Raw genomic sequence first — 22,198 nt, 5'->3', positions numbered from 1 at the left:
ACCGCCCGGGGTCACGGGGCCCAGCCGCCGGGGGTTTCGACGACGGTCTCGTCGGTCTCGGCGGGGGCGACCTCGCCGCGGTCCCGGCGCACCTCGGTCCAGGCGGCGCGGAGCAGGTCGGTGACGCCCTCGCCCGAGACGCCGGAGACCAGCATCGGCCGACGGCCGGCGGCGGCCTCCAGCTCGGCGGCCTTCTCCTCGCGCGCCTCGGGGGTCAGGGCGTCGATCTTGTTCAGCGCCAGCACCTCGGGCTTGTCGGCGAGGCCGGCGCCATAGGCCTCGAGCTCGTGGCGGATGATGCGGTAGGCCTTGACCACATCCTCATGCGTGCCGTCGATCAGGTGGATCAGACAGCCCGAGCGTTCGACGTGGCCGAGGAAGCGGGTGCCGATGCCGGCCCCCTCATGGGCGCCCTCGATCAGGCCGGGGATGTCGGCGATGACGAACCGCTCGGTGGTCGACAGGTCGACGACGCCGAGGTTGGGCACCAGGGTGGTGAAGGGATAGTCGGCGATCTTGGGCCGGGCGGCGCTGGCGGCGGCGAGGAAGGTCGACTTGCCGGCGTTGGGCAGGCCGGCGAGGCCGACGTCGGCGATCAGTTTCAGTCGCAGCCAGATCCAGCGCTCCTGGCCTTCCTGGCCGGGGTTGGCGTAGGTCGGGGCCTGGTTGGACGGGCCCTTGAAGCGGACATTGCCCCAGCCGCCGTTGCCGCCCTTGAGCAGCAGTTCGGTCTTGCCGGCGACATCCATGTCGAGCAGCACCGTCTCCTTGTCGTCGTCCAGCACCTGGGTGCCGACCGGGACCTTGAGGATCACGTCCTCGCCCTTGGCCCCGTGCATCTGCCGCCCCATGCCGTGAATGCCGGTCTGGGCCTTGAAATGCTGCTGGTAGCGGTAGTCGATCAGGGTGTTCAGCCCCTCGACGGCGGTGATCCAGACGTTGCCGCCATTGCCGCCGTCGCCGCCGTCCGGGCCGCCGTTGGGAATGAATTTCTCGCGCCGGAAGGAGACGGCGCCGCCGCCGCCGTTGCCGGAGCGGATGTAGATCTTGGCCTGGTCGAGGAACTTCATCGCGGGCTTATGCCGCAATAGAGAGGCGATTTACAGGCGCGTGCTATCCCTTCCCCTGCAAGGCGGTCCTGACCGGCGGCCATGCGCTCTTGCAGGCAATGGTTCGGGATCAGCTATGACGTCAAAACGCCGGGTGGTTGTCGGGATCCTCGCTTTCCTGCTCCTCGCCACGGGCGGCTATTTCGCCTTCGAACGGCTGAATCGTCCGCCGCCCGACGAAATGCATTTCTTCGCCGGCGTCCGCGGCCCGCGTGAGGCGTCGCGGATCATCGAGCCGACGCCGACCCGGATTTCGGCCTTCGAACGCGGCGGTCCGCACCGTCTGGCCATTCTCGTGACCGATCCCGAGTCCGGCTGGCTCGGCCTGGTGCGCGGCTTCAGGGCGCTGGGCGTGCCGATCACCGTCACCGGCGACGTGAACCGCGCCCTGCGTCACAAGGTGGTGCTGGTCTATCCCATCGTCTCGGGCCGGACGCTGGAGGGCCCGCAGATCCGCGCCCTGGCGGACCATGTGCGGGGCGGCGGAACGGTCGTCGCCTTCAATCTGGCCGGGGGCGGGCTGGAAGAGCTGTTCGGGGTCGTCCCCGGCCCCGAGGCGACGACCCGGACGCGCCTGCGCTGGACCCGGACCACCGGCGAGGCCGAGACGGACGAGATCGTCGTCTCCGGCGCCGGCGAGGTGCGCGTCGGCAGTATCGGCTACCAGGCGACCTCCGCCGAGGTGCTGGGCCGGTTCGAGGACGGCTCCGCCGCTGTCACCTGCCGCACGGTCGGGGGGCGGGCCTGCCTCGTCGGCATCGACCTGGGCTCACTGGCCCAGCGGTCCATGAACGGCCGCGCCGAAGCCATCGCGCGGCGCTATGTCAACGGTTACGACCCGTCGCTCGACAGCCTGTTCCGCTGGGTGCGCGACATCTATGTGGCCGGCGAACCGATGCCGTGGCTGGTGTCGAGCGCGCCGGCGGGCCGCGAGGTCTCCATCCTGTTCACCCACGATGTGGACTTCGGCGAGTCGGTGCGGAATGCGCCCGCCTTCGCCGCAGCCCTCGCGGCGCGGGGCGTCCGGGGCACCTTCTTTGTCCAGACCAAATATCTGAAGGACTACAACGACAGCATCTTCTTCGATGACACGACCGTCCCGCTCCTGTCCGCCCTGGTTCGGGACGGGCACGAGATCGGCAGCCACACGGTGGCCCACTCGGGCCGGTTCGAGGTCATGGAGCTGGGCTCGGGCCGCGAGCGATACCCGGCCTACCGGCCAAGGGTGACCAGCGTCGACGGCGTGGAGGGGGCCAGCATCCTCGGCGAGCTCAGGGTGTCGAAATTCCTGCTCGAGCGGCTCACCGGCGCCGCCGTGTCCAGCTTCCGGCCCGGGCGGCTGTCCTACCCCTTCAGCCTGCCGCAGGCGATGCAGGCGACGGGCTACCGCTATTCCTCCTCGGTCACCGCCAACGTCGTCATGACGCATCTCCCGTTCCAGATGACCGATGGCCGGGCCGACGGCGCCCTGCAGCCGATCTACGAGTTTCCGGTCACCATCGAGGACGAGCTGCCGCCGCGCATGGGCGACCGGCTCGACGCCGGCAACGCCCTGATCGAGCGTATCGCGCGGGACCGGGGCGTGGCCGTGATCCTGACCCACCCCAACATCACCGACCACAAGCTGCGTTTCGTCGAGGGCGTGGCCGACTACTGGCGCGGGCGGGCGTGGATGGGCACGGTCGATGCGTTCGGCGACTGGTGGGCGGCGCGCGATGCGCTGGAGACCGACATCGTCGCGCGGGACGGGCGATGGGTCCTGGTGTCGGCGGCGGGCGCCGAGGTCCGGGATGTCGCCGTGCTCCTGCCCAAGGCCGGCAGGCGCAGCTTCACCCTGCGGCAGGCCGCGGGAACGCGGCGGGAGACGGTGTTGTAGCGCCGCGCGGTCCCGACCCTCCCGTCGGAGAGGGCCGGGACAGACGCGTCAGGACTTGGCCCAGACGCCGTACGGATCACTCCACGGCATCTCGAGCGCCTCGGCCACGGCCGGATAGGTGATCTCGCCCTTGAGCACGTTCAGGCCGCGGGCGAGGTGGGGGTTGGCCTTGAGGGCGTCGAGGCCCTTGTCGGCGAGGGCCAGGCCGAACGGCAGGGTGGCGTTGTTGAGGGCTTCCGACGAGGTGCGCGGGGCGGCGCCGGGCATGTTGGCGACGCAGTAGTGGACCACGCCGTCGATGACATAGGTCGGGTCCTCATGGGTGGTGGCGTGGCTGGTCTCGAAACAGCCGCCCTGGTCGATGGCGACGTCGACCAGCACCGAGCCGGGCTTCATCTGCTTGAGGTGTTCGCGCTTGATCAGCTTCGGAGCTTCCGCACCAGGCACCAGAACGGCGCCGATGATCACGTCGGCCTTGACCATCTCTTCCTCGACCGCGCCGATGGAGGAGTAGCGGGTGATGACGCGGCCGTTGGTGACCTCGTCGATATAGGCCATGCGCGGGATGGAGCGTTCCAGCACCACCACCTCGGCGCCGAGACCCATGGCCATCCGGGCCGAATTCAGGCCGACGACGCCGCCGCCCAGCACCAGCACGCGGGCCGGAGCCACGCCCGGGACGCCGCAGAACAGCAGGCCCATGCCGCCGTTGTGCTTCAGCAGGGTCTCGGCGGCCGAGAAGACGGCGATCCGGCCGGCGACTTCCGACATCGGGGCCAGCAGCGGCAGGCCCTTGCGGTCGTCGGTGACGGTCTCATAGGCGATGGCGGCGCATTTCGAGGCCAGCAGACCCTTGGTCTGTTCCGGATCGGGCGCGAGGTGCAGGTAGGTGAACAGGATCTGGTCCTCGCGGAGCATTTCCCACTCGACCTTCTGCGGTTCCTTGACCTTCACGATCATGTCGTTGGCGGCGAAGATTTCGGCGGCGGTGGCGACGATCTTCGCCCCGGCCTTCTGGTAGTCGGCGTCGGTGAAGCCGGCGCCGAGGCCGGCGCCCTGCTGCACCGAGACGGTGTGGCCGTGGGCCACATATTCGCGCACGGCGGTCGGCGTCAGGCCGATGCGGTGTTCGTTCTTCTTGATTTCAGTGGGGACGCCGACGCGCATGGGAGTTCCTCTTCCAACGGGTGCGGGCGCGCTCTGCGGCGGCCTCGCCTCAGGCGCAATCTAGCGAGGGTCCGCGCGCAGGTTCCTGTTCTTTTCGTCGGGTGAACGGCGTAAAGTCGCAGACTCTGCGAATGAGGCTCTCCATGAAGACCGTTTCTGCTGTCACCCTCGATGAGACCGATCGCAAGATGATCCGCGCCCTGCAGGGGGACGGACGGATGACCAACGCCGATCTGGCCAAGGCGGTCAATCTGTCGGAGAGCGCCTGCCTGCGCCGGCTGCGGGCGCTGGAGGCGGCGGAGGTGATCAGCCGCTACACCGCCATCATCAACGAGCGCGCGGTGGGCCTGCCGATCAGCGTGTTCGTGACGGTGACGCTGTCGTCCCAGGCCGAGGCGTCGCTGACCGCCTTCGAGACCGCCATCGCCACCGTGCCCGAGGTGGTGGAATGCTATCTGATGACTGGCGGCTCGGACTATCTGCTGCGGCTGGTGGTGCGCGACGTCGACGATCTGGAGCGGGTGCACTCGCGCGAGCTGACGCGGATCCCGGGGGTGACGCGGGTGTCGTCGAGCGTGGCCATGCGGACGGTGGTCAAGCGCGGGGCGCTGCCGGTGTGAGCGGGTAGGTACTGGCCGTCGGCGCGTTCCGGTTGCAACCGTTTGACACCGGCGCCTCCAAAGGCGCTCAATCCCCGCCGTGAGCATGCACGACAACATCGCCGTCTGGACCGACCGTGATCCGACCCTCGATGAGGAGATCGCCGCGCTGGACGATGAGGACGTCTTCGACATGGCCAATCTGGTTGAGTCGCAGACCGGCATGCCCGGGATCGTCACCATCACGACGGTGATGGGCAAACATGGGCCGCGGGTGAAATACCTGATCAAGCCCGGACGCCATCAACCCAGCTTCTCCGTCACCATCGAGGCCGCACCTCGTGTCGTCGCCAGCAGCCTCGACGAGCGCGATCTGCGCCGGATGGCCGAGACGGTCATCGCCTGGGTGGCGCTGAACCATGAATCCCTGGCCGCCTTCTGGTGGGACGGCGCCGACTGGACCGCACCGGACGTGCAGACCTTCATCGCCGGCCTGAAGAAGGTCTGACGTTATGAACAGGATCGTGGCGGTGTGGCTCGCCCTCGCGGGGCTGACCGGATGGTGGAGCCTCATGGCCGTCGGGGCGGGTGAAAGCGCATTCCTGCCCGGCCTGCTGGCGGTCGTCGCCCTGGGCTGCGCCCTCGACGCCGGGGTTCGGGAGCGGGTCATGGCGGGGACGCTGTGGGCCTTTTCCGGCTCGGGGCTGCGTCTCGTCGTGATCGTGTTGGGGGCGGCGTTTCTCTGGCAACTGGTCGGCGTCGAGCTGGCGCTGCTGATGGCCGGGGACGTCCTCGCCTATATCGAGGTGGTCACCGCCGTCAGCCTGATGGCGGCCAGAACCCGGCTCGCCCCCGTCAAGGCGGCGCTGGTCGTGCGGATGCGGCAGGCGGTGGCGATCCTGCGGACGTGGCCGGCCGTGCTGGCGAGATCGGCGCGCGCGGCGCGGCCGGTTCGTCGCCGACCGCCTCCGGCCGACGATGGCGACGGGGCGCTGCCGGACTGGGCCCTCGCCTGACGATCGGATCAGCGCAGCGCCAGGGTCACCTGTTTGACGTCGACATATTCGTCGATGCCGTGGATCGAGCCCTCGCGGCCGTAGCCGGACTGTTTGACCCCGCCGAACGGGGCGACGGCGGTGGAGATCAGGCCGGTGTTGACGCCGATCATGCCCGCCTCGATGCGGCGGCCGATGCGCAGGGCGCGATCGAGATCGCGGGTGAAGAGGTAGGAGGCGAGGCCGAACTCGCTGTCGTTGGCCTTGGCCAGCACCTCCTCCTCGGTGTCGAAGGGGAAGACCGGGATCAGCGGGCCGAAGGTCTCCTCGCGGCGGAACAGGGCGTCGTCGCCGCCGAAGGTCACGGTCGGCTGGAAGAAGCGGCCGCCCAGCGCATGGGGCTCGCCGCCGGTCAGCACGGCGCCGCCCGAGGCCTTGGTCAGGGCGAGGTGATCCTGGACCTTGCGAATGGCCTTGTCCTCGATCAGCGGCCCGACCTTGACGCCCGGCTCGAAGGCGCCGCCGACCGGGATTTTCGACACGGCCTCGGCCAGTTTGCGGGCGTAGTCGTCGGCGACGGACCGTTCGACATAGACGCGGTTCGGGCAGACGCAGGTCTGGCCCGAGTTGCGGAACTTGCCCTTGATGGTCTCGGCCACGGCGTGGTCGAGATCGGCGTCGGCGAAGACGATCAGCGGCGCGGCGCCGCCCAGCTCCATCGACACCCGCTTCAGGGTCGGGGCGCACTGCTCGGCCAGCTTGCGGCCGATCGGGGTCGAGCCAGTGAAGGACAGTTTGCGGATCAGGGGGGAGGCGGTCAGCACCCCGCCAATGGTCGCGGCGTCGCCGGTGACGACGCTGAGCACGCCCTGGGGCAGGCCCGCCCGCTGCGCCAGTTCGGCCAGGACGATGGCGGTGAAGGGCGTCTGGCTGGCCGGCTTGACCACGGCGGTGCAGCCGGCGGCGAGGGCCGGGCCCAGCTTGCGGGTCAACATGGCGGCGGGGAAGTTCCACGGGGTGATCAGGGCGCACGGACCGACCGCCTCCCGGAAGGTCAGGATGACGTGGCCCAGCGGGCTGTCCTGGGTCTCGCCGATCAGCCGCTCGGCCTCGCCGGCGAACCATTTGAGGAAGCTGTTGGCATAGGCGACCTCGCCCTTGGCCTCCTCGAACGGCTTGCCGTTCTCGAGCGCCATCAGCGCCCCGAGCCCCTGCGTGTTCTCGTCGATCAGCCGGGCCCATTCGCGCAGGACGGCGGCCCGTTTGTGCGGATCAGAGCGCGACCAGGCGGGGAAGGCGTCGTGGGCCGCATGGACGGCGCGTTCGGTCTCGACCACGCCGAGCTCGGGCACATGGCCGAGGATCTCGCCAGTGGCGGGATCGTCGACGGCGATCCGCTTCGTCGAGGTCACCGGCTCGCCGGCGATCAGGGCGTGTTCCCGCAGAAGGGCGAGGCCGGCCTCGCGGCCCGTCGTGTCGGTCATGATCGTCTTCCGGCTGTGAGGTCTCGAGGAGCGTAACGCCTCAGGTCCCGATCGTATGCAGGTCGCGTCCGCGTGTCTCCGGCAGCCACAGCAGGCTGACGATGACCGCGACAAGGGTGAAGGCGACGGAATACCACAGGCCGAAATAGATATTCCCCGACGCCGCCACCAGGGCGAAGCTGGCGGCCGGCAGCAGACCCCCGACCCAGCCGGTGCCGATGTTGTAGGGCAGGCTCATCGCCGTGTAGCGCACCCGGGTGGGGAAGAGCTCGACCAGGGCTGCCGCCTGCGGGCCGTACAGGGCCGTGGCGGCGACGATGAAGATCATCAGAATGGCGAACATCAGCGGCAGGTTCATCCGCGCCGGATCGGCCCTGTCGGGATAGCCGGCGGCAGTCAGGGCGGCCTGCACGCGGGTCTCGACGTCGGCGCGCGCGACCTTCAGGGCGGCCGGCGACAGGCCGCCGCCCTCGACGGAGGCGACGTCGACGCCGCCGACGCGGACGGTGGCGAGGCTGCCGGGCAGGGCCGCGGCGTTGATGTAGGAGACGCCGGCGTTGGACAGGACGCTCTTGGCGAGGTCGCGGCTGCTGGCGAAGGCGGCCTTGCCGACCGGATCGAACTGCAGGGCGCAGGACGCGGGGTCGGCGACCACCGTCACCGGGGCCGAGGCCTGGGCTTCGGCCAGGGCCGGATTGGCGGCCTTCGTCAGGGCGTGGAAGCCGGGGAAGAAGGCGACGAGGGCGAGGATCATGCCGAACAGCATCACCGGCTTGCGCCCGACCTTGTCGGACAGCCAGCCGAAGAAGACATAGAGGCCGGCCGAGGCGACCGTCAGCCACAGCATGATCATGTCGACGGTCGCCACCTCGACCCTGAGAATCCGCTCCATGAAGAAGCGGGTGTAGAAATAGCCGCAGTACCAGACCGCGCCCTGGGCGATCATGATCCCGAACAGAGCCAGCAGGACGAAGCGGCCGTTGCTCCAGGACAGGAACGCTTCGCGGTAGGGCGCTCGCCGTTCGCCGCCTTCTTCCTCCATGCGGCGGTAAGCCGGGCTTTCATCGAGGCGCAGGCGGATCCAAAGCGAGATGCCCAGCAGGAAGGCCGAGAGCAGGAACGGGATGCGCCAGCCCCATTCATCGAAGGCCTCGGCCCCGACGATCTGGCGGGTGATGAGGATGACGCTGAGGGCGCCGATCAGGCCGAGCGCCGCGGTGGTCTGAATCCAGCCCGTCAGGAAGCCGCGCGTCTTCGCCGGCGCGTGTTCGGCGACATAGATGGCGGCCCCGCCGTACTCGCCACCGAGGGCGAAGCCCTGCAACACCCGCATCAGAATCAGCAGAATCGGCGCGGCGACGCCGATGGCCTCGTAGTCGGGCAACAGGCCGATGGCGACGGTGGCCAGGCCCATGATGGTGATGGTGACGAGGAAGGTGGTCTTGCGCCCGGTCCGATCACCGAACCAGCCGAACACCAGGGCGCCCAGCGGGCGGACGACGAAGCCGACGCCGAAGGTCAGCAGGGCGAGGATGTATCCGGTCGTCTCATTGACCTCGGCGTAGAAATGCCGGGCGATGACCGCGGCCAGCGAGCCGAAGATGAAGAAGTCATACCATTCGAAGGCCGTGCCCGCGGCGGAGGCGATGACCACCGTCCTCAGGCTCGGGCCGGATTCAGCCTCGACGGTCTTGTCGGTCATCTTGCTCCCCCGGTCGTCGTCTGGCGGACGGCCTGAGGCGATGCTAGCGCGGCCGCGTCCGCGTGCAAGCGGCGGGGCGCGGACAAACGAAGGCCCGCCGGCGGGGGAGCCAGGCGGGCCTTCTTCAACCGAACCGCGTGTTGGGGGGAGACCGCGGCCGGGAAGCGTATCAGTTCTTGGCGTCTTCCGCGGCGCCGCTGACGGCGTTGCCGGCGGCCGAGGCGTCCTGGCCAGCGCCGGAGATCGTGTTGCAGGCGGCGGCGGTCAGGGCGGCGGCGGCGGCGAACAGAACAAAAATCTTACGCATCACAAATTCTCCTGAAGGCCCTGGGGCGGGGCCTGTGACTCATGAACGTCGCGACGTCCCGCCGGTTCCAAGGTCGGCTGGATCCGTCGGCGTCACGGCCTCGGGCGTGGCGAAGGTCATGCGCGCGATGGCGCCGCCGCCCGGCGCCGGGGCGATCTCGACCTCGCCGCGCAGCTGTTTGGCGAAGGCGCCCATCAGGGTCCGGCCGACGCCGGCGCGGAAGGTTTCGCTGACGCCCGGTCCGTCATCCTCGACCTCGAGCACGCTGGTGTCGCCATTGACGCGGAAGCGAACCGTCAGGGCGCCGCCGCGGCCGGCGAAAGCGTGCTTCTGGGCGTTGGTCACGGCTTCGACCAGCCACAGGGCCAGCGGAGCCAGCTTGTCCGGATCGACCACGAGGGAGTCCGCCTCGACCGAAGAGGTCACAAGCGGTCCGCGCGCGGCCTCGCTGGCGACCAGCTGCCCGACCAGTTCGGTCAGGAAGATGCGGGCGTCGGCGTAGCGCAGATCGGCGCTCTGATAGAGGGTGCGGTAAATCAGGGCGAGGGCCGAGATGCGCTGGCGCGTGTCGCCGACGGCGGTCTTGGCCTGGGGGTCGGTGAGGGCGCGCTGCTGCATAGACAGCAGGGAGGAGATGATCTGCAGGTTGTTCTTCACCCGGTGATGGATCTCCCGCATCAGGGCGTCCTTCTCCTCGAGGGAGGCGTGCAGGGCGGCGTCTCGGGTGGTGATGGTCTCGGCCAGTTCGTCGAGGGTGCGGGCGAGAACGCGGATTTCGGCCGGAGCGTTCATGGCCTGCACGGGGCGAACAGAGAAACGGCCACGGGCATAGATCGCCGCCACCCGTTCGAGATAGACGAGCCAGCGGACCACGATCCTTTCGGACACCCACATCACCGCCAGGAAGGCGATCAGCCACGCCAGCAGCGGGATCAGCAGGGCCCCCACCGGGTTGAGCTGCGCCCATGACAGCAGGCTGGGGGCGGGCGCCGAGAGCAGGGCGTAGACGTCCCGCCCCGCCAGGGCCGCGCCGGCATAGACGCGAGGGCGACCGCGCGCGTCATCGGCTTCAAATATGGCGGAGGCGTCGCGGCGGGCGCGGTCCACCCAGCCCTCGACGCCGCCGCCGTCCGCCAGCTGGAAGGCTTCGGAGTCGGTGGCGGTAAGGATATGGCCATCCCCATCGGTCAGGGCCGCTTGCGAACCTTCGGGCAGGGCGCGGTCGGCGATGTCCGGCTGCAGCGCGGCGAGGGGGATGACGGCCACCATGGCCCCGTCGAACGCGCCGAGGGGCCGCTCCAGACGGATCGCGACGATCAGGCCGGTTGACTCTCCGGTCCGGAGCGGGGCCCGCGCCAGAACCGTGTCCTCGCCGTCACGCAAACGCTGGAACCAGGCCGAGTCGCGGGCCTTGACCAGCCAGACGGGAGAGGCGGCGTTCAACTGTTGCGAGGCGCACGCCGTCTGGCCGGTCGAGCTCAGGCGCGCCAAGCCTTCCAGTCCCTCGATCCGCTGCACCAGGGCGGTGAGGCGGGGTTCGCAGAACAGCTCGAGCGCCTCCGGGCGAAGCGCCTGAAGCAGGACGGTGGTGCTGTCCAGCCGGCCTCTGACGCTGGCGGCGGTCCGCTCGGCCGCCAGCTGCAGGTCGTCGCGGCGTTGCAGATCCTGGACGCGGAACTGGGCGTTGGTCTGGAAGAGGCCCAGGGCCAGGATCGGCAACAGGGCGAGGGCGAGCGCCGTTCCGAGGCGGAAGCGAATGCCCTGGAACTGCGGCCTGCCCAGACCCCGACCGAACGCTCGCCCGAGGCGGATCACCTCAGCCCCGGACGCTGCTCAGGCGGTCGGCGTCGGCGAGGATGGAGCGCATGGCGTCGCCGGCGGCCCGACCATCGCGGGCGTAGCCGCCGCGTTCCAGCGTGGCCTGCAGGGCCTTGCGGGCGCGGGACACCCGGCTCTTCACCGTACCCACCGCGCACTGGCAGATATCCGCCGCCTCTTCATAGGCGAAGCCGCCGGCGCCGACGAGAATCAGGGCCTCCCGCTGCTCTTCGGGCAGGGTGGCGAGGGCCAGACGAAGTTCATCGAGAGCGACCGGCGATTCCGGATCGTCGACGGCGACCAGGGTGCGCTCGGCCGCTTCCTGGTCGAGTTGGGACTGACGCCACGAGCGGCGCTTTTCCGAATAGAACTGGTTGCGCAGGATCATGAAGGTCCAAGCCTTCATGTTGGTGCCCATCTGATAGCTTGCGCGGGCATCCCACGCCTTCATCATGGCGTCCTGCGCCAGGTCGTCGGCCGCGGTCGGATCGCCCGTCAAGGTACGGGCGAACGCCCGCAGATGCGGGATCAACGCGACCAGCTCCCTCTTGAAGGCGTTGTCGTCTGCAGAGGGAGGCTTGGGCGGTGGGCTGGTGTCGCCCCTCATGAGCCGCCCTCGCCCGAGCGCCCGTCGGCGCGACGCAGGATGTCGAGGAATTCGTCAGGGACCGGCTCGTTGACGACTTCGTCGAACATATGCCGAAGCTTGACCCCGATCGCCTGCTGGCGAAGACGTGCCTCCTCAAGGGCGGGACCGCTGGTCGGCGCCGCCTTGCGGGAAGGGTTCGAATTGTCTGTCATAGAATGAACGGCCGCCACCCTGAGCCTGTTACTGCGATAGCCGGAAACGCGAGCCCCGATAGACGGTTCCGGCATTACGAGGGTTTAATGCTGAAGCTTTCGGCGGGCTTTGGGAACCGTGGCCGATTTGATACGTTGACGGGGCCTGCAAAGGTTCCAGTCTGATGGGACCGCCTTCTGTCGGGGATTTTCTACATGAGCCTGCTGGCCCGTCTCGCGCCGCATCTGCCCTATGTGCGTCGTTACGCCCGTGCGTTGACCGGGGACCAGACCACGGGCGACAACTACGTCCGCGTCGCCCTGGAGGCGCTGGCCGCCGGCGAGCGCCAACTGCCGCCGGAAATGACGCCGCGCGTCGCCCTGTATCACGTGTTCCACACCATCTGGGCTTCGACCGGCGCCCAGCTGGAAGACACCAGCGGCATGGAGGGGCGCGACGACGCCTCGCGTCGCCTGATGCAGATCGCCCCGCGTTCGCGTCAGGCCTTCCTGCTGACCGCGCTGGAGGGTTTCACCCCGTCCGAGGCGGCCCAGATCCTCGACGCCGACGCCATGGACGTCGAGCGGCTGATCGCCGAGGCCCAGTCCGACATCGACGCCGAATTGGCCACGGACGTGCTGATCATCGAGGACGAGGCCATCATCTCGGCGGACATCGAGAGCCTGGTGAAGGAACTGGGTCATCGCGTCACCGGCACCGCCACCACCCATGACGAGGCCGTCGACGCCGTCGCGCGTCACCGCCCGGGTCTGGTGCTGGCCGACATCCAGCTGGCCGACGGTTCGTCGGGCATCGACGCGGTCAAGGACATCCTCAAGCGGATCGATGTGCCGGTGATCTTCATCACCGCCTTCCCGGAACGTCTGCTGACCGGCGAGCGGCCCGAGCCGACCTTCCTGATCACCAAGCCGTTCCAACCGGAGACGGTCAAGGCGGCGATCAGCCAGGCGTTGTTCTTCCACCCGTCGCGGCAACGTGAAGCGGCCTGAGGACTCCTCGAACGTGGAAAAGCCCCGGTCCTGCGACCGGGACTTTTTTATTGGGCGGCGACAGCGGGATCAGGTCGAGGGTTCGGCGGCCACCGTCGGAGCATTGACGTTCGGCGCCTCGCCGGTCGGGGGCGCGGTCGGCTCGCCTGTCGCCGTCGTCGGGGCGTCGGCGGCCGGGACCTCGACTGTATCGGTCTGGAAGGCGGCGGCGTCGACCGCCTGATCGCCGTCATTGGCGTTGGTCTGGGCGAAGCCGCCCTGACTGATGAACCAAATGCCGAGCAGCAGGATGGCTACGGCGGCGAGGGAGATGACCAGCAGGGTCAGGATGCGACGGCCGCCACGGCCGCCGCGGACATACTGCGCCTCCACCGGCCGGCCTTCGTGGACCGCGTCCGCGGCCTTGTCGTGAGGGGATTCGTGGGTCATGCGCGGTTCTCCGGCGGTCATTGCGATATGAGGCATCAACGCCCCCCGGCGTGGAGCCGTTCCGACGGCGCGCGGGGGCGAAAAAAGTTCGCACGGCGAGGAACCGGTTCGCCGTAGCCCTGTTACCTGAATGCGGAGGCGGCGACGCCCCCCCGACTTGGACTGGTGCAAACCAGTCTGTCGCCTCCGCGCCTCATTCTCGATGATGCCACTCCAGGCGGGCCCGCGCGGCCCGCCTTTTTCTTGGCCCCGCGCTGGACAGGCGCCGCCGCCTCGTCATGATGGGTCCACAAAGAAAACCTGCGCTGTTGCTCAAGGCGGCGCCCGGAAGGAGACAGCCATGGCTCGCGTCAATCGTCAGTGGGTGCTGCGCCAGCGGCCGAAGGGTCTGGTCAAGCCGGGCGATCTGGAGCTGGTCGAAGCGCCGGTCCCGGCGCTGAACGAGTCGGAGGTGCTGGTCCGCACCATCTATCTGTCGCTGGACCCGACCAACCGCACCTGGATGAACGACGCCGAAGGCTATCTGCCGCCGGTGCCGCTGGGCGGGGTGATGCGGGGACTGACCCTCGGCGTGGTCGAGGAGAGCCGGTCCAGCCGGTTCCGCGCTGGCGACATCGTCACGCCGCTGTCCGGCGGCTGGGCCGACTATGCGGTGGTTGCGGAGATGGAGCTGCGTCCGGTGCACCGCGCGGCGGGTCTGCCGCTGACCGCCAATCTGTCGGTGCTGGGCATGACCGGCCTGACGGCCTATTTCGGCGTCACCGACGTGCTGGCGCCGAAGCCCGGTGAGACGATCGTGATCTCGGCCGCGGCCGGGGCCGTCGGCTCGATCGCCGGCCAGGTGGCGAAGGCCCGCGGCGCGCGGGTCATCGGCATCGCCGGCGGGCCGGAGAAATGCCGTTGGCTGACCGAGGAACTCGGCTTCGACGCGGCCATCGACTACAAGAACGAGGACGTCGGCGAGGCGCTGGACCGGCTGGCCCCGGATGGCGTCGAGATGAATTTCGAGAATGTCGGCGGCGACATCATGATCGCCGTCTTCAATCGCCTGAAGACCCACGGGCGAATGGCGGTGTGCGGTCTGATCTCGGCCTATAACGCCACCAAGGCGCCGCCGTCGCCGAACTTCTCGCGCATCATCACCCACCGGTTGACGGTCAAGGGTTTCCTCGTGCTGGACTACGCCCCGCGCGCCCGTGAGATGGTCAGCGAGATGGGGCCGTGGCTGCAGGACGGCACGGTCAAGTGGAAGGTGCACGTCGACGACGGGCTGGAGAATGCGCTCGGTTCGCTGAACCGCCTGTTCACCGGCGACCATGACGGCAAGCTTCTGGTCCGGGTCTCCGAAGAACCCGCCGGCTGAGGGCGAGCCAATGAGCGAACCGCTCCACGTCCACTTCGAGGATCTCGCCGTCGGCGAGGTCGTGACGCTCGGCGCCTGCATGGTCGACGGGGCCTCGATGGAGGTGTTCGTCGAGCGCTTTTCGCCGGGCTGGGACGTCTCCTACGGCGCGCCTGACGCCATGGTCTACGCCCTGTGGAGCCGGCTGTTCGCCGACAAGGTCTCGAACTGGGCCCAGTCGAAGATCCTCGCCGTCGACGGCCTGCGCTACATGCGCAACCCGCCGGCGGGGGAACTGATGCGCGGGCGGGTGACCATCATGGGCAAGGACCCGGTGGGCGACGAGAAGGGCATCGTCATCGCCCAGCACGACCTGCTGGACGAGGCTGGCCGGCTGGTCTTCTCCTGCCTGACCCGGGCGCTGCTGGCGCGAAGGTAGGCGCACGTAAAAGCCCCGCCCGGCGAACCGGACGGGGCATTTCCATCAGAGCATCAGGCGATGCGCGACAGGCGCGTCAGCCTCAGGCGTTTCCGGCGGCCGGCTGGCTCGCCGCGGCCTTGTGGAAGGCCATGGCGATGAGGCGGTCCCAGCCGAGCAGCGACACCAGGTGGGCGTAGATCTGGCCCAGGGCGCCGTTGTCGCGCAGCTCGGCCAGCTTCTTGGCCGGCAGGGCCTTCAGCTTGTCTTCCGAGACGGCGAAATATTCGGCGATCTTCTGCGGCGCGCCGGCCGTGCCGTCGGGGTTGCGCGGGGTGAAGACGGCCTCGCGGGTTTCCAGCAGCTCGAGCTCGGTCAGAAGTTTGACGAAGGCCTCGGTGCGCTGACGCTCCTGCTCGAAATTGTTGCAGAACTCCATCGCCTGCTGGGTGTAGGGCGAGGGCTTGCCGTCGACGAACAGCGGGGTCGCCCCGCCCTCCTTGATGAAGGCGGCGGACCGGTCGACGCACAGGATCATGCGCTTCTGCACGTCGTCATTGGCGAAGACGAACGGATAGCGGCGCACATAGGCCGGGATATAGGCCTCGGGCTTGAAGGCGCCGGCCTCGCTCACGAACAGGTTCTCGCCCTGACGCAGGCCCATGACGGCGACCGGCTGACGCGCCTCGCCGACGAAGATCACCGGATAGGTCAGGGCCGCCGGGGCGAATTCCGTGACCGTCAGCGGGACGATGTTGGCCTCGGCGACGAAGGCGTACGGCTGTTCGACAGGGTCGACGCCCAGCTTGGCGTGGGCCTCGATCGAGAGCGGCTCCGGCTGGCCGTAGAACAGGACGTTGCCCGAAAGCGGGCTTGCGTTGGCGGTGGTGTCGGTCATGGACGCGAAACGAGCTCTGGATGGGAAAAGGGAAGCCCGCTTCTAGCCCAGTCGGGTCCGGGCGGCAAACGGGGTTCCCCTCGTGGGGGCGCCGGCGTCAGAAGCGCCAGGTGACCCCGGCCCGCAGGCTGCGTCCCGGCATCGGCGCGATGTCCTTCTGGAAGCTGGCGTGTTCGCGCGCCTCTTCGTCGGTCAGGTTGGAGGCCTCGGCGAAGACGGTGACGTTGCGGTCGGCGAACGGCCGGATCGCGCCCCTGAGGCTGACCAAGGTGTAGCTGTCGGTCGGCAGTTCGAAGCCGGCGGTGCGGTCCTGCTCGGCGACGTGACGCACCTCCAGACCGGCGTCGAACCGGCGCGAGACCCACTCCAGACCAGCCGTGGCGGACCAGGGCGGAATGCGCGCGGCGGGGCCGAGGTCGGTCGAGGCCCGGACCCAGTCGGCGGCGCCGGTCAGCGTCAGGCTGCGCTGACCCGACTCCCACAGCCGGTAGTCGGCCTCGGCCTCGAAGCCGCGGAATTGAGCGTCGGTCTGGACGTATTCGAAGATCGGGAGGCCGGAGTCCGCGTCTTCCAGTCCGGTCGGCCGCAGGTCGATGAAGCCGTCGTAGTCGGCGTAATAGGCGTGCAGGTCGAACTCCAGGGGACCGGAGGCGAAATGCAAGGTCGCCTCGATCGACGTAGCAACCTCGCTGTCGAGATCGACATCGCCGACCTCGAAGGCGCCGGTGGCGACGTGGGCGCCCTCGGCGAACAGTTCGACCTCGCTGGGGGCGCGCTCGTTGCGCGCGACGCTGAGGCCGAGGAACAGCGGCTCAGAGGGGCGGAAGAAGGCGCCGGCCGAGGCCGAGACATTGGAGAAGTCACGGTCGGCGGCGACGCTTTCCAGCGAACGCTCGTCGAGCCGCAGCCCGCCTTCGAAGCCGAGGCCGCCGCGGTCGAAGCGCTGCACCGTATAGACGCCCTGCTCGCTGATCTCGGTGCGCGGGACATAGGCCTCGTCGCCGACGGCGTCGAAGGTGCGCTCCAGCAGTTGCAGGCCGACGACGCCCTGCCAGCCGTTGCGTTCGCGCTGGATAAGCTCCAGCCGGCCTTCCTGGCCTTCCGAGAAGAATTGGGTGCCGACCTCGTCGCCCTCGAACTCGGTGTGCTCATAGTCGGCCCAGCCGGCCGAGAGGCGGGCGGCGCTGAACGGTCCGGCGTCGAATGTCAGCTCGCCGCGCAGGTCGTAGCGGGTCTGCTCGAGGCCGATGGATACACCTTCCTCTCCGTGGTCGTCGTGATCCTCATCCTCGTGATCCTCATCCTCGTCGTCGTGGTCTTCGTGTTCATGCTCGTGCCCGGGCACGCCATAGGTCGTCTCGACGTGCTTGACCGACAGGCCGAGATAGCCGCGCGAACCGATCCAGCTGACGCCCGCGCCATACTGGTCGAGCTCGACGAAGGTGTTCTCGACGGTGCGTTCGTCGCCGGCCTCCTCGCCCTCGGCCTCCAGCTGGCGCCGGGATTCCGGGAAGACCGGGACGTCATAGTCGGAGGCGGAGCGGGTGAAGGCGTCGGCGGTGAACACCAGCGGGCCGGCGTTGGCTTTCAGCCGCCCGCCGAAACTGGTCCCGTCGTCGACGGTCGAGGTCTGGGCGCTGAGGTGGCCGTCCAGCCCGCCTTCGGCCGGCTCGGTCGGGATGCGATCGTCGATGATGTTGACCACCCCGCCGATGGCCGAGCCGCCGAACACCAGGGTCGAGGAGCCGCGGACGATCTCGATGCGTCGCGCCTCGGCCGGGTCGACCGCGACCTGGTGGTCGGGCGAGACCGAGCTGGCGTCGATCAGGCCGAGGCCGTTGGTCAGGACCTGGACGCGCGGGCCGGACAGGCCGCGGATCACCGGACGGCTGGCGCCGGGGGCGAAATTGGTGCTGCGCACGCCGGGCAGGCCGTTGACCAGATCGCCGAGGGTGGCGGCCGGGGCGACGGCGAGTTCTTCCTCGTCCAGCACGGCGACGGCCAGCAGGCTGGCCCGGTCGGTGACGCCGAACGGGGCGCCGGTGACGATGACGTCGTCGACGACGATCGCCCGCTCGCGCGGCGGAGTCTGGGCGGCGGCGGTTCCGCCGACGGCGGTGCAGCCGACAACGGCGAGGAGAAGGGCGCGGTGCGAAATCATGGGACAGCCTTGGGGGAGGAGGCTTAGTGTTATGAGATAACATCACAGCCGGTCAACCCCGCCCGTTGCGGCGCGGCGGTCGAGCGACTAGCTGTGGCGCATGGGCGACGCCTGCCAGCATCATCACGCCGACGGCCCGCCCGGACAGGCCGAGGTCGAACGCGCGCTGTCGGCCGCGGGCGAGCGGCTGACCGCCGAGGGGGAGCGGCTGACGGCGGCGCGCACCCGAGTGCTCGGCCTGCTGCTGGAGGCCGGGGAGCCGGTCAAGGCCTATGACCTGATCGCCCGCTTCGGCGAGGACGGACAGCCGGCCAAGCCGCCGACGGTGTACCGGGCGCTGGAGTTTCTCGAGCGCAAGGGGCTGGCCCACCGCATCGCCTCCATCAGCGCCTATGTCGCCTGCACCTCGGGCAGCATAGAACACGCCGCGGCCTTCCTGATCTGCGACTGCTGCGGCGCGACACAGGAGGTGTCGGCCCCGGTCGCCGGCGATCTGGGCCGGGCCGCCGAGACGGCCGGCTACGCCATCGTCCGCACCACCATCGAGGCGCACGGCCGCTGTCCGGCCTGCCGCGTCGCCGCCTGAGCGGGATTGTCTGGCGCCGGGCGCCCGTGAAGCCTATCTGGACCCCATGGACGCCATCCGGCTCTCCCCGCCCCGTCGCCTGAGCCTGCCGGTCGACAACCGGTGGGGCGCCGGAGAAATGAGCGTGCTGGACTTCGGCGATCCCAAGCGGCCGGTCGATCTGGTCTTCGTCCACGCCAACGGCTTCAACGCCCGGACCTATCGGAGCCTGCTGGCCCCGTTGTCGGGCACCCTGCGGATCTGGGCCCCCGATCTGCGCGGTCACGGTCTGACGACCCTGCCCGCCGATCCGGCCGGCCGCCGCGGCTGGACCGATCACCGCGATGATCTGGTCGCCCTGCTGGATCTGCTGGACGGGCCCCCGGCGGTGTTGGCCGGCCATTCGATGGGCGGCACCTCGGCCCTGCTGGCGGCCGCCGAACGCCCCGACCGGGTGTCGAAACTGGTATTGCTGGATCCGGTGATCTGGCGGCGCTGGGTGGTGGCCGCCTTCCATCTGCCGCTGCTGGACCGGCTGGCCTCGCGCATCCCGCTGGTCAAGGGCGCGCTGCGCCGGCGGTCCCGGTTCGACAGCCGCGACCAGGCGATGGCGGCCTATAGCGGGCGGGGCGCCTTTCGCGGCTGGCCCGAGATCATGCTGGCCGACTATCTGGCCGATGGGCTGATCGAGTCGGACCCGGGTCTGACGCTGGCCTGCCCGCCCGAATGGGAGGCCTCCAACTACGCCGCCCAGAGCCATGATCCGTGGCGGGCGCTGAAACGGCTGGACCGGCCCGTGCACATCCTCAAGGGCGAGACCGGCTCGACCTGCAGCGTGCCGGAACAGCCGCGCGGCCTGCCGCATGTCACCGTCGAGACCGTGTCCGGCGGCACCCATTTCTTCCCCATGGTGAAGGCCGACGTCGCCCGCGACGCCCTGTTCGACGCGGCGGTCTGACGCCGGACCAGGCTTGGGCGAGCACTGGCGCGCCGGCGGCGCGCGGGCTAAACCGCCGCCAACCAGAACAAGCCGACATCCAGGGAAACGCACAGTCATGCGCGACATCAACCACTTCATCGACGGCGCCGCCTTCACCGGCGCCTCGGGCCGCTTCTCCGACGTGTTCGATCCGAACACCGGCGCGGTCCAGGCGCGGGTGCAGCTGGCCTCGGTGGCCGAGATGGATCGCGCCGTCCAGGCGGCCCAGAACGCCTTCGACGGCTGGTCCTCGACCAATCCCCAGCGCCGGGCGCGGGTGATGTTCGAGTTCAAACGCCTCGTTGAGGCCAATATGGACGAGCTGGCCGAGCTGCTGAGCTCGGAACACGGCAAGGTCGTCGCCGACTCGAAGGGCGACATCCAGCGCGGGCTGGAGGTGATCGAATTCGCCTGCGGCATCCCGCATGCGCTGAAGGGCGAATACACCTGGGGCGCGGGTCCCGGCATCGACGTCTATTCGATGCGTCAGCCGCTGGGCGTGGTCGCGGGCATCACCCCGTTCAACTTCCCGGCCATGATCCCGATGTGGATGTTCGGCGTCGCCATCGCCGTCGGCAACACCTTCATCCTCAAGCCGTCGGAGCGCGATCCGTCGGTGCCGGTGCGGCTGGCCGAGCTGATGATGGAGGCGGGCGCCCCCGCCGGGGTGCTGAACGTGGTGCACGGCGACAAGGCGGCGGTCGACGCCATCCTGACCCACCCGCAGGTGCACGCGATCAGCTTCGTCGGCTCGTCCGACATCGCCAACTATGTCTACCAGACCGGGGCGACGCACGGGAAACGCGTCCAGGCCATGGGCGGGGCCAAGAACCACGGCATCGTCCTGCCCGACGCCGACATGGACCAGGTGATCAAGGACCTGTCGGGCGCGGCCTACGGCTCGGCCGGTGAACGCTGCATGGCCCTGCCGGTGGTCGTGCCGGTGGGCCAGAAGACCGCCGACGAACTGCGCGAGCGGATGGTCGCCGAGATCCCGAAGATGCGGGTCGGCGTCTCGACCGACGGCGGGGCCCACTACGGTCCGGTCGTGACGGCCCAGCACAAGGCGCGGGTCGAGGGCTGGATCGAGAAGGGCGTGCAGGAGGGGGCCGAACTGGTCGTCGACGGCCGCGGCTTCAGCCTTCAGGGGCACGAGAAGGGCTACTTCATCGGCCCGTCGCTGTTCGACCACGTCACCCCGGAGATGGAATCCTACAAGGAGGAGATCTTCGGCCCGGTGCTGCAGATCGTCCGCGCGAACAGCTTTGAAGAAGCGCTCTCCCTCCCGTCGAGGCACCAGTACGGCAACGGCGTCGCCATCTTCACCCAGAACGGCCGCGCGGCGCGCGACTTCGCCGCCCGGGTCAATGTCGGCATGGTCGGGATCAACGTCCCGATCCCGGTGCCGGTCGCCTATCACACCTTCGGCGGCTGGAAGCGCTCGGCCTTCGGCGACACGAACCAGCACGGCATGGAGGGGGTGAAATTCTGGACCAAGGTCAAGACCGTCACCGCCCGCTGGCCCGACAGCGATCTGGAACACGCGGATTCCAGCTTCGTCATTCCGACGATGGGGTAGGGGTTCGCCTCTCCGACGTTCGTCGCATCGCAATTCGGTGCTAGGCGTTAATCTCCAACCACAGTGAAGCTGGAGCGCTCCCGCATGCGTCGCTTTTTCGTCTGGTCGGCTCTCGCGGCCCTGATCGGTCTGATCCTCGCGATCGGCGGGTTCTGGGCCTATCAGCATTTCTATGCCCGGTTCCAGCCGGTCACCGTGACCCGCAACCAGGCCGAGGTGCAGCGGCTGCTGGACGAGTCATCCTGGCTGTCGGCCGGCGGCGGCGGGGAGCCGGTTTACATAGTCGGCTATCGCGACTCGGCGGCGATGCAGCGCTATGAGCGCGAGGAGGCGCCCAAGCTGCGCGCCGCCGGGGTCGAGGTGCGATTCATCGTCTTCGTGCGGCCCGATCGCGAGGGGCTGACCCAGTCGACCGCGGCCGAGCGGGCGACGGTGGCCGAGCTGTGGCTGACGCGCGACTGGACCCTGTACCAGCGCTGGACCGCCACGCCGTCGAACAACTGGACTGCGGCGGGCATCCCGGCCGCCGACGGTAATCTGGCGCGGGGCGCGGTGGTCGAGGCCGGTCGGGACTTCGCCGAACAGCTGACCGGGGCATTGGCCGGCGAGGGGCTGGGCGTCGGCTATCCGCTGGTCATCTGGCGCGACGCCCAAGGCTATATGAAGGCCTGCGCCTGTTCCGACAGCCGGTCGTGGGCCTTTGTGCGCGACGATCTGGACGCACCCGACCGGATCGGCGCGACGGCGCCCCCGGCCGAGGGCGTTGCGCCTCCGGCGGCGGTTCCCGGCGATGGCAGCCCCGAGAGCCTGCCCTATCCGACCCTCGGGCCGGTTCCGCCGGTCGAGGGCGCGCCCTTGCCCGCTCCGGGCGCGACGCCGGCCCCCACTGCTCCGACCGCTCCGGCGCGACCGGCGGCCCCGCCGGCGCCCCGCAAGGCCCCGGAACCCAAGCAGTCGGACGACACCACCTTCTTCTGAC

General features: G+C 69.3%; 22 protein-coding genes. 11 read left to right on the top strand and 11 right to left on the bottom strand.

The features are described from left to right. Positions 1-11: 11 nt before the first annotated feature. A complete protein-coding gene (gene obgE, locus ACK4JY_RS11780) occupies positions 12-1,070 on the bottom strand; it encodes a GTPase ObgE (protein WP_409605901.1) in 1,059 nt (352 codons plus the stop codon). 115 nt (positions 1,071-1,185) lie between these two features. Between obgE and ACK4JY_RS11775 the strand changes: the two genes are divergently transcribed. Next, complete coding sequence (locus ACK4JY_RS11775) at positions 1,186-2,985, top strand: polysaccharide deacetylase family protein (RefSeq protein WP_409605899.1); 1,800 nt, start codon at positions 1,186-1,188, stop codon at positions 2,983-2,985. A 48-nt stretch (positions 2,986-3,033) separates the two neighbouring features. Here the strand turns inward: ACK4JY_RS11775 and ald are convergent, their stop codons facing one another. Continuing rightward, positions 3,034-4,152 carry an alanine dehydrogenase gene (gene ald, locus ACK4JY_RS11770; RefSeq protein ID WP_409605897.1) on the bottom strand — a complete coding sequence of 373 codons (1,119 nt, stop codon included), beginning with the start codon at positions 4,150-4,152 and terminating at the stop codon, positions 3,034-3,036. A gap of 143 nt (positions 4,153-4,295) precedes the next feature. Between ald and ACK4JY_RS11765 the strand changes: the two genes are divergently transcribed. From ACK4JY_RS11765 to ACK4JY_RS11755, 3 genes are all read left to right on the top strand, one after another. Further along, positions 4,296-4,772: an Lrp/AsnC family transcriptional regulator gene (locus tag ACK4JY_RS11765; protein ID WP_409605895.1), complete on the top strand. Its 477-nt coding sequence runs from the start codon at positions 4,296-4,298 to the stop codon at positions 4,770-4,772. 79 nt (positions 4,773-4,851) lie between these two features. After that, positions 4,852-5,259, top strand: a complete 408-nt coding sequence (locus ACK4JY_RS11760) for a hypothetical protein (protein WP_409605893.1) — start codon at positions 4,852-4,854, stop codon at positions 5,257-5,259. Positions 5,260-5,263: 4 nt separating this feature from the next. After that, positions 5,264-5,767, top strand: coding sequence for a hypothetical protein (locus tag ACK4JY_RS11755; protein ID WP_409605892.1), 504 nt, complete (start codon positions 5,264-5,266; stop codon positions 5,765-5,767). Between the two features lie 8 nt (positions 5,768-5,775). Here ACK4JY_RS11755 and ACK4JY_RS11750 read toward each other — a convergent pair whose 3' ends face one another. The 6 genes from ACK4JY_RS11750 to ACK4JY_RS11725 form a co-directional block, all read right to left on the bottom strand. After that, positions 5,776-7,230 carry an NAD-dependent succinate-semialdehyde dehydrogenase gene (locus tag ACK4JY_RS11750; RefSeq protein WP_409605890.1) on the bottom strand — a complete coding sequence of 485 codons (1,455 nt, stop codon included), beginning with the start codon at positions 7,228-7,230 and terminating at the stop codon, positions 5,776-5,778. A 40-nt stretch (positions 7,231-7,270) separates the two neighbouring features. Then, entirely contained in the window at positions 7,271-8,932 is a 1,662-nt protein-coding gene (locus ACK4JY_RS11745) for an MFS transporter (protein ID WP_409605888.1), read from the bottom strand. Positions 8,933-9,101: 169 nt separating this feature from the next. Beyond that, complete coding sequence (locus tag ACK4JY_RS11740; protein WP_409605886.1) at positions 9,102-9,239, bottom strand: entericidin A/B family lipoprotein; 138 nt, start codon at positions 9,237-9,239, stop codon at positions 9,102-9,104. A 39-nt stretch (positions 9,240-9,278) separates the two neighbouring features. Next, complete coding sequence (locus tag ACK4JY_RS11735) at positions 9,279-11,054, bottom strand: sensor histidine kinase (RefSeq protein ID WP_409605884.1); 1,776 nt, start codon at positions 11,052-11,054, stop codon at positions 9,279-9,281. 1 nt (position 11,055) lies between these two features. Then, on the bottom strand, positions 11,056-11,664 hold the full coding sequence (locus ACK4JY_RS11730) for a sigma-70 family RNA polymerase sigma factor (RefSeq protein ID WP_409605882.1): 609 nt from the start codon (positions 11,662-11,664) through the stop codon (positions 11,056-11,058). Further along, on the bottom strand, positions 11,661-11,858 hold the full coding sequence (locus ACK4JY_RS11725) for a NepR family anti-sigma factor (RefSeq protein WP_409605880.1): 198 nt from the start codon (positions 11,856-11,858) through the stop codon (positions 11,661-11,663). Before ACK4JY_RS11725 ends, ACK4JY_RS11730 begins: the two co-directional genes overlap by 4 nt. A gap of 195 nt (positions 11,859-12,053) precedes the next feature. Between ACK4JY_RS11725 and ACK4JY_RS11720 the strand changes: the two genes are divergently transcribed. Further along, the gene (locus tag ACK4JY_RS11720) at positions 12,054-12,848 is read left to right on the top strand and encodes a response regulator (RefSeq protein ID WP_409605878.1); all 795 of its coding nucleotides are present in this window, start codon (positions 12,054-12,056) and stop codon (positions 12,846-12,848) included. Between the two features lie 69 nt (positions 12,849-12,917). Here ACK4JY_RS11720 and ACK4JY_RS11715 read toward each other — a convergent pair whose 3' ends face one another. Next, entirely contained in the window at positions 12,918-13,277 is a 360-nt protein-coding gene (locus ACK4JY_RS11715) for a hypothetical protein (RefSeq protein WP_409605876.1), read from the bottom strand. Between the two features lie 340 nt (positions 13,278-13,617). On the opposite strand from ACK4JY_RS11715, the gene ACK4JY_RS11710 reads away from it, so the two are divergent. Both ACK4JY_RS11710 and ACK4JY_RS11705 read left to right on the top strand, forming a co-directional pair. Continuing rightward, a complete protein-coding gene (locus ACK4JY_RS11710; protein ID WP_409605874.1) occupies positions 13,618-14,640 on the top strand; it encodes an NADP-dependent oxidoreductase in 1,023 nt (340 codons plus the stop codon). A 10-nt stretch (positions 14,641-14,650) separates the two neighbouring features. Continuing rightward, positions 14,651-15,058: an acyl dehydratase gene (locus tag ACK4JY_RS11705; protein ID WP_409605872.1), complete on the top strand. Its 408-nt coding sequence runs from the start codon at positions 14,651-14,653 to the stop codon at positions 15,056-15,058. Between the two features lie 82 nt (positions 15,059-15,140). Here the strand turns inward: ACK4JY_RS11705 and ACK4JY_RS11700 are convergent, their stop codons facing one another. Next, positions 15,141-15,935 (bottom strand): SapC family protein, encoded by a 795-nt coding sequence (locus ACK4JY_RS11700; RefSeq protein WP_409605870.1) that lies wholly within the window; start codon positions 15,933-15,935, stop codon positions 15,141-15,143. A gap of 97 nt (positions 15,936-16,032) precedes the next feature. Beyond that, a complete protein-coding gene (locus ACK4JY_RS11695; protein WP_409605868.1) occupies positions 16,033-18,096 on the bottom strand; it encodes a TonB-dependent receptor domain-containing protein in 2,064 nt (687 codons plus the stop codon). A 100-nt stretch (positions 18,097-18,196) separates the two neighbouring features. On the opposite strand from ACK4JY_RS11695, the gene ACK4JY_RS11690 reads away from it, so the two are divergent. From ACK4JY_RS11690 to ACK4JY_RS11675, 4 genes are all read left to right on the top strand, one after another. After that, positions 18,197-18,682, top strand: coding sequence for a Fur family transcriptional regulator (locus ACK4JY_RS11690; protein WP_409605867.1), 486 nt, complete (start codon positions 18,197-18,199; stop codon positions 18,680-18,682). A gap of 46 nt (positions 18,683-18,728) precedes the next feature. After that, positions 18,729-19,619: an alpha/beta fold hydrolase gene (locus tag ACK4JY_RS11685; RefSeq protein WP_409605866.1), complete on the top strand. Its 891-nt coding sequence runs from the start codon at positions 18,729-18,731 to the stop codon at positions 19,617-19,619. Positions 19,620-19,716: 97 nt separating this feature from the next. Beyond that, complete coding sequence (locus ACK4JY_RS11680) at positions 19,717-21,219, top strand: CoA-acylating methylmalonate-semialdehyde dehydrogenase (RefSeq protein WP_409605864.1); 1,503 nt, start codon at positions 19,717-19,719, stop codon at positions 21,217-21,219. Between the two features lie 84 nt (positions 21,220-21,303). Then, positions 21,304-22,197 carry a hypothetical protein gene (locus tag ACK4JY_RS11675; protein WP_409605862.1) on the top strand — a complete coding sequence of 298 codons (894 nt, stop codon included), beginning with the start codon at positions 21,304-21,306 and terminating at the stop codon, positions 22,195-22,197. Position 22,198 lies beyond the last annotated feature (1 nt).

It is taken from the genome of Brevundimonas sp. (genome assembly GCF_046295595.1).
Lineage (GTDB): Bacteria > Pseudomonadota > Alphaproteobacteria > Caulobacterales > Caulobacteraceae > Brevundimonas.
This window is presented reverse-complemented; position numbering and strand designations above follow the sequence as displayed.